The sequence below is a fragment of the Arthrobacter sp. Soil_C_60 genome, assembly GCF_057656375.1.
This window is the reverse complement of sequence record NZ_JBDGKM010000004.1, coordinates 168716-187416: the sequence shown is the minus strand read 5'-3', so window position 1 is coordinate 187416 and position 18701 is coordinate 168716. Positions and strand designations below refer to the sequence as shown.

Here is an 18701-nt window from a genome sequence, read left to right as displayed (position 1 = left end):
ATTAAGGGGCCAGAGCGGTCACCAGATCCGTACCCGCTCCGATGGAGCAAGCCATAGTTCGTCGCCCTCGCTGACCGAGAAGGCGTCATGGAACTCGACCATGTTGCGCACGATCTGGTTGCAGCGGAATTCGTTCGGTGAGTGCGGATCGATGGTCAACCGCCGTACCGATTCTTCGGTCCTGATCTTCTGGCGCCAGCACTCGGCCCACGAATAGAAGAACCTCTGGTCGCCGGAGAGACCGTCAATCTCGGGCGCCGGCTCCCCGTTAAGGCTCAGCCGGTACGCCTTGAACGCAATGATCAGACCGCCGAGATCGCCGATGTTTTCGCCCAGTGTCAGTTCGCCGTTGACGGTATTGCCGGGGGCTTCTTCGGGGCTCAGGACCGAGAACTGGTCCACCAGACGGGAGGTGAGCTGCTCAAATGCTTCCCGATCACCGTCTGTCCACCAGTTGCGCAGCGCGCCCGTGCCGTCGTACTGCGAACCCATGTCGTCGAACCCGTGGCCGATTTCGTGGCCGATGACGGCGCCGATTGCCCCGTAGTTCGCCGCCATGTCTGCATCCGCATCGAAGAACGGTGGCTGGAGGATGGCCGCGGGGAACACGATCTCATTCATCGTCGGCATGTAGTAAGCATTGACCGTCTGCGGAGTCATGTGCCACTCCTCGGCGTCAATCGGGCCTTCCAGTTTCGCCAGGTTGCGGCGGACCTCGAAGGCATTCGCCTCCAGCACGTTTTGCCACACATCATCACCGGCGGCGAAACCGGAGTAGTCGATCCATTTGGTTGGGTAGCCGATTTTCGTCCGGAAGGCCGCAAGCTTCTCCAGCGCGCGCTCAATTGTCTCTGCACTGAGCCAGGACAGGGAGGTGATGCTCTGCCGGTAAGCCTCGATCAGATTCGCGACCAGTTCCTCCATCCGCTGCTTGTGTGCCGGCGGGAAATGCCGGTCCACGTATTCGCGGCCGATAGCTTCTCCCAGAGCGCCTTCCACGAACGCCACACCCCGCCTCCAGCGTTCTTTCAGTTCCGGTATGCCGCTCAGCGTCTTGCCGTAAAAACTGAAGTGGGTGTCAACCGCCTCCGCGTGCAGGTAGGGTGCCGCCGCGGTGAGCGCCTGAAGCCGGAACCAGGATTTCCAGACATCCAAGGGCTCATCTTCGAGCAGGCTGCCAAGCGTCTTCACGAAATCCGGCTGGCACACCACGACTTCGCTCACGGCCTTGCCCTCCGCGCCCAGGCCGGCAAGCCACGACCCTACCCACGGCAAGGATTCGGAGAGCTCGGCTACAGAGCGAAGGTTGTATGTCTTTTGCGGATCACGGCAGGAAACCTTGTCCATGTGTCCGGCCGCCAGCTTGTGCTCAAGCGAGATCGCGGCGTCCGCTTCGCTGGAATCGAATCCGGCCAGTTGCAGCAACCGGACGGCGTAAGCGTGGTAAGCGGTCCGGATGTCGGCAAAGTCTTCGTCGCGGTAATAGGCCTCGTCCGGCAGTCCCAGCCCCGACTGATAGAGGTAGACGAGATAGCGGGTGGGATCTCCGGCGTCGTTATTGACGAAGAACGCCAGCGGGAAGGCGGCGCCGTTGCGGGTGAATTCCGGCAGCAAAGCCAGCAGTTCGTCCCGGTCCGAAACGGCGTCGATAGCGTCGAGTTGCGGCTGGACCGGCGCGAACTTCTTCGATTCGATCGTCTTCGTATCCATAAATCCGGAATAGAGCAGGCCGATCTTGCCTGCCGGTGACTGCGGGTCAGGGCTGGCTGCCGACTCTTCGACGATCTCGCGCACGGCGGCTTCCGATGCATCCCGCAGGGCGGTGAACGACCCTTCCAGTGGCCGGTCCGCCCGGATGACTGTTTCCGAGAGCCATTTCCCGTTAACGTGCCGGAATAGATCGTCCTGCGGACGGACCGCGGGATCAACGTGGGTCAGGGCAATGCCGGAATGAACCAAGGCAAACTTCCTTTCGTAACGGACCGCTGACACGGTTTCCCCTTCATCCTACGCACCGTGCTAATGTGAAATTGTGCGCGCAGATCTGCTTCTTCTTAGCTGCCGCGGCGAGGCCACGCGAACTTCTGTTTGACAGGCCGAACCCTCGCTGCGGAGTTCGTGTTGCCCGGCCAAAATCTCAAAAAGAACTCTGAAGAAAAGGCCAACGAACATGCGTAACGCACAGAAGCCATCCGGAATGCCCATCCATAAGTACGTTCCGTTCCAGGACCAGATCACCGTTGAACTGCCCGACCGCACCTGGCCGGACAAACTGATCACTGCCGCCCCGCGCTGGTGCGCTGTGGACCTGCGCGATGGCAACCAGGCCCTGATCGACCCGATGAGCCCCGAACGCAAGCACAAGATGTTCGACCTGCTGGTGCGCATGGGCTACAAGGAGATCGAAGTAGGATTCCCTTCCGCCTCCCAGCTGGACTTCGACTTTGTCCGCCAACTGATCGAAGGCGACCGGATTCCGGACGACGTGACCATCCAGGTGCTGACCCAGTCCCGCGAGCACCTGATCGAGCGGACGTACCAGTCCCTTGAAGGCGCCGACCGCGCCATCGTCCACCTCTATAACTCCACTTCCGTCTTGCAGCGCCGAGTGGTCTTCAACCAGGACATGGACGGCATCGTCGATATTGCCCTGCAGGGCGCACGGCTGTGCCGGAAGTACGAAGAGGGCCTGAAGGGCACCGACGTGACCTACGAGTACTCGCCGGAGTCCTACACGGGCACCGAGCTCGAGTTCGCGGCCCGGATCTGCAACGCTGTCACCGATGTTTTCGAAATGTCGCCCGACCGCAATGTCATCCTGAACCTGCCGGCCACCGTCGAAATGGCCACCCCCAACGTTTACGCGGATTCCATCGAATGGATGTCCCGGAACCTGAACAACCGCGAAAACGTCATTCTCTCGCTGCACCCGCACAACGACCGGGGGACCGGCGTGGCCGCCGCCGAACTGGGTTACCTGGCCGGTGCGGACCGCATCGAAGGCTGCCTGTTCGGCAACGGAGAGCGGACCGGCAACGTGGACCTGGTGACGCTGGGCCTGAACCTTTTCAGCCAGGGCATCGATCCGATGATCGACTTCTCGAACATCGACGAGATCCGCCGCACAGTGGAGTACTGCAACCAGCTGCCGGTGCCCGAGCGTTCGCCCTACGGCGGCGACCTCGTCTTCACGGCGTTCTCGGGCTCCCATCAGGACGCCATCAAAAAGGGCTTCGAGGCCATGGAGAAGGATGCCGCCGCCGTCGAAAAGACGGTTGACGAGATTCCCTGGGCCGTTCCTTACCTGCCGGTTGATCCCAAGGACCTGGGCCGCAGCTACGAGGCAGTCATCCGCGTCAACTCCCAGTCGGGGAAGGGTGGTGTGGCGTACCTGCTCAAGAACGAACACAGCCTGGACCTGCCGCGCCGTGCGCAGATCGAGTTCTCCGGCGTCATCCAGCGGCGGACCGACACGGTCGGCGGCGAAGTCAGCGGCGCGCAGTTGTGGGAAGTCTTTAATGACGAATACCTGCCGACGCCGGAGCGCGTCTGGGGCCGCTACTCGCTCGGCTCGGTCAAGACGGACACGGCCGAGGACGGTTCAACGCACCTGACGGCGACGATGGTCATCGACGGCGTGCAGCACCGGCGCAGCGGGGAAGGAAACGGCCCGATCGCGGCCCTGCTGGATATCTTCAGCCAGGACGGTGTGGATCTGCGGGTCCTGGATTACACCGAACATGCGCTCTCCGAGGGCGGCAACGCACGGGCTGCGGCCTACGTGGAATGCGCCGTGGGGGAACGCGTGCTGTGGGGCGTCGGTATCGACACAAATACCACGATGGCTTCACTGAAAGCCGTGATCTCTGCAGTCAACCGCGCTGTGCGCGACGCCGCGTCTGCTTCCCCCGCCGTCGCCAGCTGACACGCGCCGGCCGAGATTGATGCAACCGGCTCCCCGGGCCGACCTGGCTCCGTGCTGTTGTGCGGAGCCGGGTCTGCCGGTGGGACAATAGCTACGTGTCCAACAGATCCTTTGCCTCCCGCACCTACCGGGACGAAGGCGTTATCCTCCGCACGCACAAGCTCGGCGAGGCAGACCGCATCATTATCCTGCTGACCAAACGCCATGGCCAGGTCCGGGCGGTTGCCAAGGGCGTGCGCCGCACGAGCAGCAAATTCGGTGCGATGCTGGAGCCTTTCATGGTGACGGACCTGCAGTTGGTGAAGGGGCGGAATCTCGACATCGTGACGCAGGCCCAGATGCTGGGGCCGTACGGGCGGGACATTGCCGCCGACTATCGAAAGTACACCTCGGCAGCCGTTATCTGCGAGACTGCCGAGAAACTGACCGATATCGACGGGGAGTCCACCTCCGCGCACTATGCGCTCGTCATCGGTGCGTTGTCGGCGCTAAGCCGCAACGTCCATGCACCCGAACTGATCCTGGATTCTTACTTGCTGCGGGCACTCGCCACGGCCGGCTGGGCTCCGAGTTTTACCGACTGCGCGCGTTGCGGAGAGCCAGGGCCGCACAGTGCCTTTTCGGCCCCGCTGGGCGGTGCGGTGTGCCATGGCTGCCGGCCGCCGGGCTCGGCGTCGCCCGCACCGGCTACGATGACGCTGCTGGCAGCTTTGCTGAGCGCCGACTGGCCCGCGGCAGACAGTTCCGTGACCGGTGCCCGGAACGAGGCGGCCGGGCTGGTCGCCGCCTATCTGCAGTGGCATCTGGAACGATCCCTGAAGTCCCTCAAACACGTGGAGAGAGTGTGAGTCCCAAAACCCCGCGCAGTCCCGATCCGCACCCTTCGGGCGCCACGCCGCCGGCGGTTCCGGCAACATTCGTACCTGAGCACGTGGCGATCGTGATGGACGGAAACGGCCGCTGGGCGAACCAGCGGGGATTGCCCCGCACCGAAGGCCACCGGGCGGGTGAAGCTGCACTGCTCGACGTTATGGCGGGTGCCATCGAGATCGGGGTCAAGCACGTTAGCGTCTACGCTTTTTCGACGGAGAACTGGAAGCGCTCTCCGGATGAAGTGCGTTTCCTGATGGGGTTCAGCAAAGACGTGCTGCGCCGTCAGCGGGACCAGCTCGACGAGTGGGGTGTCCGCATCCGCTGGTCCGGCCGGCGACCCCGGCTCTGGCAGTCCGTTGTCAAGGAACTCGAGGTGGCTGAACAGCAAACCATCGGCAACAGCACCTGCACGTTGAACATGTGTGTGAACTATGGTGGCCGCGCTGAGATTGCCGATGCGGCCAAAGCCATTGCGGCCGACGTCGCTGCCGGCCGGATGAAGGCGTCGTCGGTCTCGGAGAAGACCATCGGGCGGTATCTGGACGAACCGGACCTGCCCGATGTGGATCTGTTCCTGCGCACCTCCGGCGAGCAGCGGTTCTCCAACTTCATGCTCTGGCAGTCCGCCTATGCCGAAATGGTCTTTATGGACACCCTGTGGCCGGACGTGGACCGGAGGACGCTCTGGGAAGCCATCGAGATTTATGCCCGCCGGGACCGCCGTTACGGTGGCGCAGTGGACGCGGCGAAACCGGCGGGGCGGGCGGCACGTTAGCTGCCCAGCACGTAGGCTTTGATCCACCGTTCGAGCCGGCGGTATGCGTCCGTCCGGACCTCGGATTTGGAGAGGAAGACGTCGTGCAGGGCAGAATCGATCCGCTCGACGGTCACGCTTGAGCCGAGCTTGACGGCGCTGGCGGCCATCGTCTCGACGTCAAGCACTGCATCTGCGGACTTCATTTCCTCATGCCACAAGGGGCCGTAGACGCTCCGGGCAGATGTCAGCACGAGGATGGGTACGCCAATGTTGAGGCCTTTGTCCACGGCGGCCTGTCCCTGCCAGATGGCGCTAAGCCAGCCGGCCCGGACGGGAAATGCGTACTGCGGGCGCATCTTCGGGTCCAGATCCCATTCTCCCTCCGCCTCGCTGCTGATGCTGCGCCAGTAGAAACCGCGGGCCGGGAGCCTGATTTCGGCTTCCGGCCTGATCCGTGAAATCGGATCGATGACGGTGGCGGCAGCCCGGCGTACGAGTGAGCTCCGGTGCATTTCCAGCCAGGGGCTGTTCAGTACCAGGGCGTGCACGGCGCCCGGATTGCGGTCCGTCCACAACGCCGCCACCAGGCCGCCGGTGGAATGGCCCATCAGGATGGTCTTCACCACGCCAGGCTGCAGGTCCAGCCGGGACGCGGTGTCCTCCCGCACGGCATCCATTGCGGCTGCTATCTCGCCGTCGTAGTCGGCAAGGTCGCTGGCATACCCGGCCAGGTCGCCCGCGCCCGCGGTCCTCGCGCCGGGATCCGCGCCTTCGGGGGCGGGAGCGCCGTCGTCGTTCTCTTCCTGCTCAGCGATGCGCAGATTACGCCCGTGGTTGTGGACGTCTAGCGCGTAGAAGGAAACGCCTTGCCGGTGCCAGAAAGCGGCGAGTTCGGCATTGAAGAAGTAGTCGCTCCAACCGTGCAGGTACAGCACGGCCTGCGGACCGGGCGGTATGCCCGATGCCTCGGGCAGGTGCCGGACAAGCGTTGCACGCCGGCGGCCGCCGTCAGCGGCCGGCACCTCCAAAGTCGCCGATTCAAAACCCGCGCCGAGAATGTCCTCGGTCCAGACCGTTGGCATGCGGCTCCTTCCACTTCTTGCACTCATGCTAAGCCTTTCACCCGGCTGGTTTGGTTGCCGGGGCAATTACCGTAAAACTAGGATCATGCGCCTGTACCCCCTGTTCTTTCGTGCCGCCTTTTCCTGGATGGATCCCGAGCGTGCCCACACCATCGGCTTCCGGCTGATCCGTCTGGCCCACAGTGCCGGTGCCGGCTCCCTGCTGCGGCGTCTGACCGCCCCCGACGCTTCGCTGCGGACCCAGGCGTTGGGCCTGTCGTTCCCGTCGCCCTTCGGCCTCGCGGCGGGCTTTGATAAGGAAGGCCACGGCATCGAAGCGCTGTTCGACCTGGGCTTCGGCTGCGTTGAAGTCGGCACCATCACGGGCTCAGCCCAGCCTGGGAATCCTCGTCCGAGGCTTTTCCGGCTGGTTGAGGACCGGGCGGTAATCAACCGCATGGGCTTCAACAACGACGGCGCAGCGGCAGTTGGACCGCGCATTTCCGCGGCACAGCGGTCGCTGCAGCGCCGCCTGGGCACCAGCCGTCCCGCGATCGGCGTGAATATCGGCAAAACCAAGACGGTGGAACTCGATGACGCGGTGGAGGATTATCTGAAGAGTACCCGCCTGCTCGCGCCCAACGCCGATTATCTGGTGGTCAACGTCAGTTCGCCCAACACTCCTGGGCTGCGGTTGCTGCAGAGCGTTGACACGTTGCGGCCGCTGCTGAAGGCAGTAGGGGAGACCGCCGACTCCGTGGCACGCAGGCATGTGCCGCTGCTGGTCAAGATCGCTCCCGATCTGAGCGACGAAGACATCGACGACGTGGCGCGCCTGGCGCTCGAGCTGAAACTGGACGGCATCATCGCCACCAACACCACGATTTCGCGCGATGGCTTGAAGTCCGACGCCGACAAGGTCGCCTCCTGTGGCGCCGGCGGCCTTTCCGGCGCTCCTCTTAAGCAACGATCCCTTGCGGTGCTGCGGCGGCTGCGGACCGCCGTCGGGGATTCGCTGACGCTGGTAGCCGTCGGGGGAGTCGAAACGGCGGAAGATGTGCAGGAACGGTTGGACGCCGGCGCCAGCTTGGTCCAGGGCTACACTGCGTTTCTGTATGAAGGTCCGTTCTGGGCCGCCCGCATCAACCGCGACCTGGCACGCAGCCGTAAGGCAGCCGCCGTTTAGCTGCCGTAGGCTCCCAACCGCTGACTGGCCGGTTGAAAGCCCTGCGCCGCCTGGGAGCTGGGAGCGGTTAAAATACCGGGGGCCGGATCTCATGATCCGGCCCCCGGTAGGTTTTACTGGGGTGGTTGCCTAAGAGGGGTACTGACCGCGCTTAACCTGCGGCTTGGGCAGACGCATCCGGCGCAACTGCAGTCCGCGCATCACGCCGTACCAAACGGCGCCGCGTTCCGACTCCCCGAACTTTGCCACCAACCGCTTCTTGAGCTGGCGTCCCAGGATAAAGGCGTCAATCGCGACGCAGGCGAGCAGAATCCAGAAACCGACCAGAATGATGGCCTGGACGTTCAGGTCGCGAATGAAGCTGAGTACAACGAAGATCAGCGCGAACACGATCAGGAACTCGCCGAGGACCCAACGGGCGTCAACGAAGTCGCGGACGAAGCGCTTCTGCGGCCCCTTGTCGCGGAACGGCAGATGGCGCTCGTCCCCGGTGTCCATGGCCTGGCGCATACGGATCCGTTCTTCGCGCTGCGCATCCCGGCTGGCGGCCCGTGCCGCTTTACGGTCGTTCGGAACGAGCGGACGCTTGCGCGCGGCTTCCTGGGCCTTCCGTTTGGGCGTCGGCGCGCCTTTGCCCGGCACCTGGTCCCGTTCAGGGACGGCCTGGGCCTGCTGGTCTACGGTTTCCTGGGGCGAGGGAGCCTCTTTTTTTCGTCCAAACACCCCTACAGAATACCTTGCAGTCCTTGCCGCCCGTGCCGCGGCCGAGGGTAGGGTGGCCGGTATGACAAGTCCTTCTGATTCCGGCCATCATCCGGCGGCAACAGGCGCTCAGCCTGTCGACATCGACGCCCTCGCCGGGGCAGTCGACGCCAGGATGGGCCAGACCATTACGTCCTTGAAAGAACTCGTCGCCATACCAGGCATCGCCTGGGAGGCGTTCGACCCGGCCGAGCTGGCAACCAGTGCCGAAACCGTTGCCGAACTGATACGCGGCCTGGGCCTGACCGACGTACAGATCCTCAGTGTTTCCAACGGAGAGACCGAAGGTGGTCCCGCTGTGGTGGCCCGGCGTCCGGCCGCCCCAGGCAAACCCACAGTCCTCTTGTACGCGCACCATGACGTCCAACCCCCGGGGGACCCGGCGCTTTGGAAAACCGAACCCTTCGCCGCAACCGAAAAGGACGGGCGGCTCTTCGGCAGAGGCGCGGCCGATGATAAGGCCGGCATCATGGTCCATGTCGCATCTTTGGAGGCGCTGCTGGCGACCATGGGGGAGGACTTCGGCGTCGGCGTGACGTTCTTTATCGAAGGGGAAGAAGAAGCAGGTTCCCCGACGTTCCGCACGTTCCTGGAAACGCACCAGGAACTGCTCCGCGCCGATATCATCATCGTCGCCGACTCAGCCAACTGGAAGGTAGGGGTACCTGCCCTCACCACGAGCCTGCGCGGGCTGGTAGACGGGGTTATCGACCTGCGGGTACTGGAACACGCCGTGCACTCGGGTATGTTCGGCGGACCCTTGCTGGATGCGCCCACGCTCATGGCCCGGCTCATTTCAACCTTCCACGACGACGCCGGTGAAGTGGCCATCGAGGGACTTGTCTCCGCGGGACCTGCAGCCGTGGACTATCCCGAGGAAGATTTCCGTCGGGACAGTTCGGTGCTGGAGTCAGTGCAGCTTGCAGGGACAGGAAGCATCGCAGACCGGCTCTGGAACAAGCCGGCGCTGTCTGTCATTGGCATGGACGTGCCCAGCGTAGCGCTGAGCTCTAACACTCTCTTGCCCTCAGCACGCGCAAAAATCAGTATGCGGCTGGCGCCTGGCCAGGATCCTGATGCAGCCATGGAAGCCATTGCCGCCCATATCGGCAATCATGCCCCCTTCGGGGCTGAAGTGTCCTTTGTACCCGGGGAACGAGGCAACGCATTCGCCACCGACACAAACGCCTCGGCTGCCCAGGCCGCGCTCTGGGCACTTGGAACAGCGTGGAATACACAGCCGGTCGAGGCGGGCATGGGAGGGTCAATACCATTCATCGCTGATCTGACCGAGCTGTTTCCGCAGGCGCAGATCCTGATTACGGGCGTAGAAGATCCCGATTCACGCGCCCATTCCGCGAACGAATCGCTCCATCTGGGTGATTTCCGCAATGCGGTGCTGGCCGAGGCGCTGTTGCTGGCACGCCTAAACGTTGCCGGCCAATGAATCGGTTCGTATCGCTTCGCGGAAGCCGCCATCACGGCCGCAGATTGGCCGGTTGCCCGAAATAACTGCCCGGGTCGTAACATAGAAGGGGAGCCAGAGCACCGCTGAGTGATAGCAGCAGGTCACCTGCTGGCCAGTCAAAGATAAGGAATAGCAATGAGTGAAACCACCAGCACTGCAACCGACACCACAACCCAGACCGAGGCTGAACTGCCTACGCACGAGGTTGCCCTGAGCGACGTTGCAGCCGGCAAGGTCCGCAGCCTGCTCGAACAGGAGGGCCGCACAGATCTTCGTCTGCGCGTTGCCGTACAGCCCGGCGGATGTTCGGGGCTCATTTACCAGCTCTACTTCGACGAGCGCATGCTGGACGGGGACGCAGTGCGCGACTTCGACGGTGTTGAGGTCATCGTGGACAAGATGAGTGTTCCTTACCTCAGCGGTGCTTCGATCGACTTCGAGGACACCATTTCCAAGCAGGGCTTCACCATCGATAACCCGAATGCCGGTGGGTCCTGTGCCTGTGGAGACTCGTTCCACTAGAACGGGCCCTGTAGGCAGCCCGAGGGCCGGGATCCGACGCCGACGCACGGAGGCAATCTGTCACATCCACGTCATCGGTGAGGGTAAGCTCTACAGTGAGTAGTAAAACTGAATATGCGTGCGCGGTCTCAGCGCGGAAATTTCCGTGCCGCGTGCGCATCACTTGCACGAAACAAGAGGAAGGGCCGTCTGTGAGTTCGCACGACCGAACCGGCAGTCGGCGCGCCAGGATCACCAAGGCTACGGGCCTTGGCGCAGTGGGCGCGCTGTTGTTGACGGGATGTTCAGAAGAAGTCCGAATGGGATGGTTGCCCACTGAACGGGGTACAACCAACCACTCCGATCGGATCATCGATTTGTGGGTGAACTCCTGGATTGCCGCACTGGCCATCGGCGTCATCACTTGGGGCCTGATTATCTGGTGCATCGTGGCGTACCGCCGCCGGAAGAACGAGACGGGTTACCCGCGCCAGATCAGCTACAACCTGCCGTTGGAAATCTTCTACACGGCTGTACCGTTGGTCATGGTTATGGTGCTGTTCTACTTCACCGAAAAGGACATGAGCGCCATCACGGCCCGGGACGACAACCCGGACCAGATCATCGATATCCGCGGTAAGCAGTGGTCCTGGGACTTTAACTACGTCACGGAAGACAAGTACTTCTCAGGCGTTCAGGCACACTTGACCGGCGAAACCGGTATCCCGGAGACTCTGCCCACTCTTTACCTGCCGGTGAACCAGAGCGTAGAGCTGCAGCTCAACTCCCGCGACGTCATCCACTCCTTCTGGGTACCTGCGTTCCTGCAGAAGGTGGACATGATCCCGGGCAAGACCAACTACATTACGTTGACTCCTCAGCGTGAAGGCGTCTTTGATGGAAAGTGCGCCGAGCTTTGCGGCGAATACCATTCGGAAATGCTGTTCCGTGTGGAGGTCGTCTCCGAGGCCGAATTCGAGCAGCGCATGAGCGAGCTTGAAGACGGTCAGATCGGTGAGGAATATGACCGTAACCCGTACGCCGAATCGGCTGAGTAAGGAAGGCAGGGAGAACTAGTGTCTACTTACGAGTACACCGCCGATGAAACCGGCACGACAGTAGCGCCGCGCGTCGTTCCCCGCTCCAAGGGACGCATCGTCGTCAACTGGATCACTTCGACGGACCACAAGACCATCGGGTACATGTACCTGATTGCGTCGTTCATCTTCTTCTGTCTCGGCGGCGTGATGGCGTTGGTCATCCGTGCCGAGCTGTTTGAACCCGGTATGCAGATCCTGCAAACCAAGGAGCAGTACAACCAGCTGTTCACCATGCACGGCACGGTCATGCTGCTGATGTTCGCAACGCCGCTGTTCGCCGGCTTTGCCAACGTGATCATGCCGCTTCAGATCGGTGCACCGGATGTTGCCTTCCCGCGGCTGAACGCACTGGCCTTCTGGTTCTTCCTCTTCGGCAGCACCATCGCAGTTGCCGGTTTCATCACCCCGCAGGGTGCCGCGTCCTTCGGCTGGTTTGCCTACGCGCCGCTGTCCAGTACAACGTTCTCGCCCGGCGTGGGTGGAGATCTCTGGGTCTTCGGTTTGGCGTTGTCCGGTTTCGGCACCATTCTTGGCTCGGTCAACTTCATTACCACCATCATCTGCATGCGTGCCCCGGGCATGACCATGTGGCGTATGCCGATCTTCACCTGGAACACGCTCGTCACCGCGATCCTCGTGATGATGGCGTTCCCCCCGCTGGCTGCCGCGCTGTTTGCGTTGGGAGCGGACCGACGATTTGGGGCCCACATCTTCAACCCGGAGAACGGCGGCGCCATTCTGTGGCAGCACCTTTTCTGGTTCTTCGGACACCCAGAGGTCTACATCATCGCCTTGCCGTTCTTCGGCATCGTCTCCGAGATCTTCCCGGTGTTCAGCCGCAAACCAATCTTCGGTTACAAGGGCCTTGTGTACGCGACGATTGCCATTGCTGCCTTGTCCGTTACCGTTTGGGCGCACCACATGTACGTGACCGGCTCGGTCATGCTGCCGTTCTTCGCCTTCATGACCATGCTGATCGCAGTGCCTACCGGCGTGAAATTCTTCAACTGGATCGGCACCATGTGGCGCGGATCGATTACTTTCGAGACGCCCATGCTTTGGAGCATTGGCTTCCTGGTCACCTTCCTCTTCGGCGGCCTGACCGGTATCATCCTGGCGTCACCGCCGCTGGACTTCCATGTGTCGGACACTTACTTCGTCGTCGCGCACTTCCACTATGTAGTCTTCGGAACCGTGGTCTTCGCGATGTTCGCCGGTTTCTACTTCTGGTGGCCGAAGTGGACGGGCAAGATGCTCAACGAACGCCTCGGCAAGATCCACTTCTGGCTCCTGTTCCTTGGCTTCCACGGCACCTTCCTGATCCAGCACTGGCTCGGCGTCATCGGCATGCCGCGTCGCTATGCGGACTACCTTCCCGAAGACAACTTCACGGCGATGAACCAGTTCTCCACCATCTCCTCGTTCGTGCTCGGCGCGTCCCTGATTCCGTTCTTCTGGAACGTGTACATCACGTGGCGGAATGGCAAAAAGGTCGAGGTCGACGATCCCTGGGGCTTCGGTGCGTCACTGGAGTGGGCGACTTCCTGCCCGCCGCCGCGTCACAACTTCACGTCCTTGCCTCGGATCCGTTCCGAGCGGCCTGCCCTGGACCTGCACCATCCGGAGCTCGCTCCCAAACACACGCCGAAGCAGCCCGCTCCGGCCGCCCAGGTCTTCGGACCGGCCGACCGAGAGGATGCATAGCGCATGAAGGTTGAATCCTGGCTCTTTATCGGACTCGCTCCGTTCTTTGCGATCGTCGCCGTGGTCTACGGCTTCATGGTCGATTGGCAGGAACACGTCGGCTATCTGGCGCTGCTTCTGACGGCGGGTCTTTCAGTGATGATCGGCGGGTACCTGTGGTTCACCGGCCGTCGTGTTGGTGCCCGTCCCGAGGACAGGGTGGATGCAGAAATCCACGAAGGTTCCGGCGAGCAGGGGCACTTCAGCCCCTGGAGCTGGTGGCCGCTGGTGTTGAGCCTCGCGGCTGCAACCGGCTTCCTCGGCCTGGCCGTTGGCTTCTGGATCACATACATCGGCGTCGGCCTGTTGATCGTCGCACTTATCGGTTGGGTTTATGAATACAGCCGCGGAGATCACGCACACTAAGTGAATACTGACCAAAGGGCCCGGAGCATCATGCTCCGGGCCCTTTGGGGTTAACGGCACCGTACAGAAGCTGAAAGCCCACATATCCCGCTCGGCGCGTACGAGACACCACGTGGTTCCAGAACGGCGTGCGGCGGTAGCCATGGAGTCCGGTGGTCTAGACCGGGCTAGAATAGTGTCGTTGCATCAGCTCGGAGCAGGGGAGTGTCTTGGTATCTAAAGCAGCAGCGGCGATTCCCGGAGAAATCGATGATGCGTCCAGAACCTCCAAGCACGTTCAATTGCGGGAGATACTCCGGCGTCATGCGAATGAGAATTGCGAGCCTGGGGGACCGTTTCCGTCTGAAAGGGAACTCACCGAACGTTTCGGCGTGGCACGTATGACGGTGCGACAGGCAATTGATTCGCTGGTCGCCGAGCAGGTGCTGGAACGCATTGTGGGACTTGGGACTTTCGTGAGCCAACCCAAACTGGATCTGCAGGTGAAGCTGACTTCCTACAGCGAAGAGATGCAGCGTCGCGGCATGGTCCCGGACGCCCGCGTCTTGAGCTTTGAGCAGATCGGCGCCGCCCCGCTGGTTGCGCGGGAGCTTCAGATCGAGGAGGGGCAGCCTGTGGTCCGGTTTCGCCGGCTGATGCTGGCCGATGGTGATCCAATGAGTGTGGATGAGAACTTCATTCCTGCCAGCCGGGTTCCTGGCATTCTGGATGATCCGCCTCCCACCTCCCTCTACAACGTTCTCAGTGAGCGCTATGGGTTGGTGATGGAATGGGGCGAAGACACCATCGAAGCCACAGCAGCACAACCATCTATAGCCAGATTGCTGAACGTCGACATCGGCGCCCCGTTGCTCAAGATTCAACGCCACGCCTATGTATCGAGAATGATGGCGGACTTTTCAATTTCGTATTACCGTGCCGACCGCTACAAGCTGTGGGTGCCTCTCCAGCGGCCTGGCGGACGGTCGCCACGCTCCTACAACGTCAAGCGATTCTAAGGCCCTGCTAGGCCGCCGGGATGGCCTGTGAGCATATGCCTATCTGTACGCTCGCGGGGCGGCGACTCGAGCTGAAGCGGCATTCGTGCCGGGGCGCCGGACCATCGAGCCATTATTCCCCGTTAACTTAATTTGTGGGCCAGGGGCGGAAACCGCGCAGGTGACCAGAATTCCATCCACGCTTCCCATCATTCGCTGTTGCCTATCCACAGACGTGTGAATTAAAGCGGCGGGCGGCTCTGGACCACTGGTCCGGAGCCGCCCGCCGTGATGTTACAGATCAGTGGCTGCTGATTTCAGCCTTGCTCTCTGCGGTTTCGATTTCTTCGTGGCCGCCATGGCTATGGGCGGCTGCGAGTTCGGCCGGTGTAACCGGAGCAACGCGGTCCTCGAAGAAGAATCGGGACAGGCGTCCACGCAGCTTCTCCGTGCCGGAGATCTTGCCATTGGCGTCCGGCTCTGCCGGCTGGACCTCCGGGGATTCGAAGCTCACCAGGCGGTGCAACTTGTAGTCATCCAGGGGCGCATGGACCTCGATGAATTCACCGTGCGGGAGACGGACGATACGTCCGGTCTCGCGGCCGTGGAGAACGATCTCCCGGTCCTTGCGCTGTAGGGCGAGGCAGATTCTCCGGGTCACAATGAACCCGATGATCGGCCCGATGAAGAACAGCGCGCGGAGCCAGTAGGTGACATCGTTCAGAGACACGAGGAAGTGTGTAGCGATGAGGTCGGAGCTGGCTGCTGCCCACATGACGCAGTACCAGATCACGCCAGCCACACCGGTTGCGGTACGGAAGGGAGCGTTGCGCGGACGGTCCAGGATGTGGTGTTCGCGGGTGTCCTTGGTTACCCAGCGTTCGATCCACGGCCAGGCAAACATGAGGCCGAACAGGATGCCCGCAGGCACGAGGGCCGGGAGCAATACGTTCAGCGACAGGGTGAAGTTGCCGAAGATCACGTATTCAAACGGGAAGCCCCAGAGTACACCTGGCATGAGTCGAAGCGCACCGTCCACGAATCCGATGTACCAGTCAGGCTGAGTACCGGCGGAAACAGGGGAGGGGTCGTAGGGCCCGTAATCCCAGATCGGGAGGATCTGGAAGTTAGCTGCGATGACTGCAACCACACCGAAGACGATAAAGAAGAAACCGCCAGCCTTCGCAGCGTAGACCGGTCCAACAGGGAAGCCAACGACGTTGGTTTCCGTGCGGCCCGGGCCGGGGTACTGCGTGTGCTTGTGGATGACAACCATAAACAGGTGAATGGCAATCATCAGAAGGATCAGCGCGGGCACCACGAGAATGTGCATCACGTAGAGGCGTCCCACGATTGCCGTGCCCGGGAACTCGCCCCCGAAGATCAACATGGACAGGTAAGTACCGATGAGCGGAATCGCCTTGATAACTCCATCGATGATCCGGAGACCGTTGCCGGAGAGAAGGTCGTCCGGCAGCGAGTAACCGGTGAAGCCTGCCGCCAGAGCCAGGATCAAGAGGACACAGCCGACGACCCAGTTGAGCTCACGCGGACGACGGAAGGCGCCGGTGAAGAACACACGGAGCATGTGAACCGATACTGATGCAACAAAGAGCAGCGCAGACCAGTGATGCAGCTGGCGCATAAAGAGTCCACCGCGGATATCGAAGGAGATATCCAGGGTCGAGGCATATGCGACGGACATTTCTACACCCTTGAGCGGGACATAGGATCCGTCATATTGCGTATGTGCCATCGAGGGATCGAAGAACAGCGTCAGGAACGTTCCCGACAGCAGCAGAATGACGAAGGTGTACAGCGCAACTTCGCCGAACATGAATGACCAGTGGTCAGGGAAGATCTTGCGGCCGAATTCCTTGACGATGGATGAACCGCCAACTCGAGTATCTACGAAGTTGGTGACACGTCCGAGACTGGTTTTCGGCTGATAGGTATCCGATGATGTCGAAGCACTCATGATTAGCCACGCTCCCAGAAGCTAGGTCCGACGGGTTCGTGGAAGTCGCTGGTTGCAACCAGGTATCCCTCGTCGTCAACGCTGATAGGCAGCTGCGGCAAGGCGTGTGTGGCCGGACCGAAAATGACTTTGCATTCCTGGGTCAGGTCGAACGTCGACTGGTGGCAGGGGCAGAGCAGGTGATGCGTCTGCTGCTCGTAAAGAGCGACCGGGCATCCCACGTGGGTGCAAATCTTGGAATAGGCAACGATGCCGTTGTAGTTCCAGTCTTCGCGGCCGGGGGATACATGGAGGTCCTCCGGATTGAGACGCATAAGCAGGACGACGGCCTTGGCCTTTTCTTCCAGCTTGTGCTCAGCTTCGTTCAGGCCTTCCGGTATCACGTGGAAAGCCGATCCAATAGTGACATCGGACGCTTTGATCGGTGTGCCGCTTGGGTCACGGGTCAGGCGGACTCCTGCATCCCACATCGTGTGCCTCAGCACATCGGGATTGAGGTCCTCTGAGAGGTCGCGCAGGATCCCGATGGCCGGCAGTGGCGCGAGAATCATGGCACCCAGCAGTGTGTTTCGGATCAACGGACGGCGCTTGATGCCCGTTTCCTCAATGATCTCCGTGACCATCGTTTCCGCAATCACGCGGTCTTCTTCGGTGCGGACGGCGTGGCGCTCTTCGGCGATCTCGTGATCGGGCATCAGGGTCTTTGCCCAGTGGACAATACCTACGCCAATTCCGAGCATGGCAAAGGCAGTGCCCATACCGAGCAAAAAGTTCTGCAGTCGCAGCGTTGCAATGGTCTCATCCAAACGGATGGCAAAGTATCCCACGAAGAAAAGCAGGGTACCGATGATGGAGATTACGAACAGAATCGCAACCTGTTTCTCGGCACGCTTTTCGGCCCGGGGATCCTTGTCGGCAAGGCGCGGGCGATGTGGTGGAAGTCCAGGATCCTGGAACTTCTCCACTTCGCTCTGACCAGCCGTAGCAACGGTGCCCGAGGATTTCGGACTGCCGTGACTATGGTCGCCCATGATCCCTCTCATCCTTCTCTTGATATGTCTCTAAAGATTTTCAGTGCGTGTGTTGTCAGTAGTTTCCCGGCGGCCCTACGGCCGCCGGGAGGAAATCAGGATGACCGCTGGGTCAGCCAGATCGTGAAGGCGATGATGACTCCAAGGCCCGCTGTCCAGATCAGGAGGCCTTCGGAAACAGGGCCGAGCGATCCAAGGGAATTACCACCGGGTGATCCCTGTTCTTCAATGGTCTTCAGGAAGGCGATGATGTCCTGCTTGCCTTCGGGGGAGATGTTGGCATCGCTGAAGACAGGCATGTTCTGCGGGCCGGTCACCATGGCTTCGTAGATGTGCTTCTCGCTCACGCCAGCGAGTGCCGGTGCGTATTTGCCGCGGGTGAGAGCACCTCCGGCTGCTGCAGCGTTGTGGCACATGGCGCAGTTGACTCGGAACAGTTCGCCGCCGGCAGCGGGATCACCTTCGCTGGCATCGAGGTACTGTTCCTCGGGAATGGCCGGACCGGCGCCCAGCGAAGCAACGTAGGCTGCCAACTGCATGGTCTGCTCGTCATTGAACTGCTTGGGCTTCTGCTGTGCCTGTGGGCCGGTCATCTGCATCGGCATACGACCCGTGCCGACCTGGAAGTCGACGGCTGCTGCGCCGACACCGATCAGAGAAGGACCTGCCTGATTCCCGTGGGCACCTTCCGGAGCGCCAACTGCACCCAACCCGTGACAAGTGGCGCAGTTTGCAACGAAGAGCTTTTCGCCCTCTTCGATGTCCTGTGCCGAGTATGTGGTGGTTGTCGCCTGGGCCTCGTTGACCGTACCGGCTACGGCGTAAAGACCGCCGGTAACCAGCAGACCCATAAGCAACAGGGCAATGGCCGCCAGCGGATGTCGCCGCTTTTGCGAAAGTGCCTTCACTTCGTGGTTCCTAACTCTGTGGTGCGTGTGCGTCGAATGCAGCTTCTTGAAATTCTGTCCTTCGT

General features: G+C 61.5%; 16 protein-coding genes. 10 read left to right on the top strand and 6 right to left on the bottom strand.

Translation table 11 applies throughout. From position 1 onward, the window contains the following. Positions 1-18: 18 nt before the first annotated feature. Complete coding sequence (locus AC3A4M_RS10575; protein WP_498735963.1) at positions 19-1959, bottom strand: M13 family metallopeptidase; 1941 nt, start codon at positions 1957-1959, stop codon at positions 19-21. Between the two features lie 211 nt (positions 1960-2170). Between AC3A4M_RS10575 and leuA the strand changes: the two genes are divergently transcribed. The 3 genes from leuA (at position 2171) to AC3A4M_RS10560 (ending at position 5573) form a co-directional block, all read left to right on the top strand. After that, complete coding sequence (gene leuA / locus AC3A4M_RS10570) at positions 2171-3925, top strand: 2-isopropylmalate synthase (RefSeq protein WP_498735713.1); 1755 nt, start codon at positions 2171-2173, stop codon at positions 3923-3925. A 95-nt stretch (positions 3926-4020) separates the two neighbouring features. Continuing rightward, positions 4021-4773, top strand: a complete 753-nt coding sequence (gene recO, locus AC3A4M_RS10565) for a DNA repair protein RecO (protein ID WP_074702323.1) — start codon at positions 4021-4023, stop codon at positions 4771-4773. Next, a complete protein-coding gene (locus AC3A4M_RS10560) occupies positions 4770-5573 on the top strand; it encodes an isoprenyl transferase (protein WP_498735712.1) in 804 nt (267 codons plus the stop codon). The genes recO and AC3A4M_RS10560 overlap by 4 nt, the downstream gene beginning before the upstream one ends. On the opposite strand, the gene AC3A4M_RS10555 is transcribed toward AC3A4M_RS10560, so the two are convergent. Then, positions 5570-6637: an alpha/beta hydrolase gene (locus AC3A4M_RS10555; RefSeq protein ID WP_498735711.1), complete on the bottom strand. Its 1068-nt coding sequence runs from the start codon at positions 6635-6637 to the stop codon at positions 5570-5572. The genes AC3A4M_RS10560 and AC3A4M_RS10555 overlap by 4 nt on opposite strands. An 85-nt stretch (positions 6638-6722) precedes the next feature. Between AC3A4M_RS10555 and AC3A4M_RS10550 the strand changes: the two genes are divergently transcribed. Then, positions 6723-7802, top strand: a complete 1080-nt coding sequence (locus tag AC3A4M_RS10550; protein ID WP_498735710.1) for a quinone-dependent dihydroorotate dehydrogenase — start codon at positions 6723-6725, stop codon at positions 7800-7802. Positions 7803-7931: 129 nt separating this feature from the next. On the opposite strand, the gene AC3A4M_RS10545 is transcribed toward AC3A4M_RS10550, so the two are convergent. Beyond that, complete coding sequence (locus tag AC3A4M_RS10545) at positions 7932-8525, bottom strand: DUF3043 domain-containing protein (RefSeq protein ID WP_498733476.1); 594 nt, start codon at positions 8523-8525, stop codon at positions 7932-7934. Between the two features lie 61 nt (positions 8526-8586). Here AC3A4M_RS10545 and AC3A4M_RS10540 point away from each other — a divergent pair, with 61 nt between their 5' ends. From AC3A4M_RS10540 to AC3A4M_RS10515, 6 genes are all read left to right on the top strand, one after another. After that, on the top strand, positions 8587-10011 hold the full coding sequence (locus tag AC3A4M_RS10540) for a dipeptidase (protein WP_498735709.1): 1425 nt from the start codon (positions 8587-8589) through the stop codon (positions 10009-10011). Between the two features lie 156 nt (positions 10012-10167). Then, positions 10168-10554 carry a HesB/IscA family protein gene (locus tag AC3A4M_RS10535; RefSeq protein WP_074702333.1) on the top strand — a complete coding sequence of 129 codons (387 nt, stop codon included), beginning with the start codon at positions 10168-10170 and terminating at the stop codon, positions 10552-10554. Positions 10555-10745: 191 nt separating this feature from the next. Beyond that, positions 10746-11591, top strand: a complete 846-nt coding sequence (ctaC, locus tag AC3A4M_RS10530; RefSeq protein ID WP_498735708.1) for an aa3-type cytochrome oxidase subunit II — start codon at positions 10746-10748, stop codon at positions 11589-11591. Between the two features lie 18 nt (positions 11592-11609). After that, positions 11610-13337, top strand: a complete 1728-nt coding sequence (gene ctaD, locus AC3A4M_RS10525) for an aa3-type cytochrome oxidase subunit I (RefSeq protein ID WP_498733481.1) — start codon at positions 11610-11612, stop codon at positions 13335-13337. 3 nt (positions 13338-13340) lie between these two features. Further along, positions 13341-13742 (top strand): cytochrome c oxidase subunit 4, encoded by a 402-nt coding sequence (locus AC3A4M_RS10520; protein ID WP_498733483.1) that lies wholly within the window; start codon positions 13341-13343, stop codon positions 13740-13742. A 209-nt stretch (positions 13743-13951) separates the two neighbouring features. Next, the gene (locus tag AC3A4M_RS10515; protein WP_498735707.1) at positions 13952-14740 is read left to right on the top strand and encodes a GntR family transcriptional regulator; all 789 of its coding nucleotides are present in this window, start codon (positions 13952-13954) and stop codon (positions 14738-14740) included. Between the two features lie 280 nt (positions 14741-15020). On the opposite strand, the gene qcrB is transcribed toward AC3A4M_RS10515, so the two are convergent. From qcrB to qcrC, 3 genes are all read right to left on the bottom strand, one after another. Beyond that, entirely contained in the window at positions 15021-16697 is a 1677-nt protein-coding gene (gene qcrB, locus AC3A4M_RS10510) for a cytochrome bc1 complex cytochrome b subunit (RefSeq protein ID WP_498735706.1), read from the bottom strand. A gap of 2 nt (positions 16698-16699) precedes the next feature. After that, positions 16700-17728: a cytochrome bc1 complex Rieske iron-sulfur subunit gene (gene qcrA, locus AC3A4M_RS10505; protein ID WP_074702343.1), complete on the bottom strand. Its 1029-nt coding sequence runs from the start codon at positions 17726-17728 to the stop codon at positions 16700-16702. A gap of 95 nt (positions 17729-17823) precedes the next feature. Next, positions 17824-18636, bottom strand: a complete 813-nt coding sequence (gene qcrC, locus AC3A4M_RS10500; protein WP_498635200.1) for a cytochrome bc1 complex diheme cytochrome c subunit — start codon at positions 18634-18636, stop codon at positions 17824-17826. Positions 18637-18701: the final 65 nt, after the last annotated feature.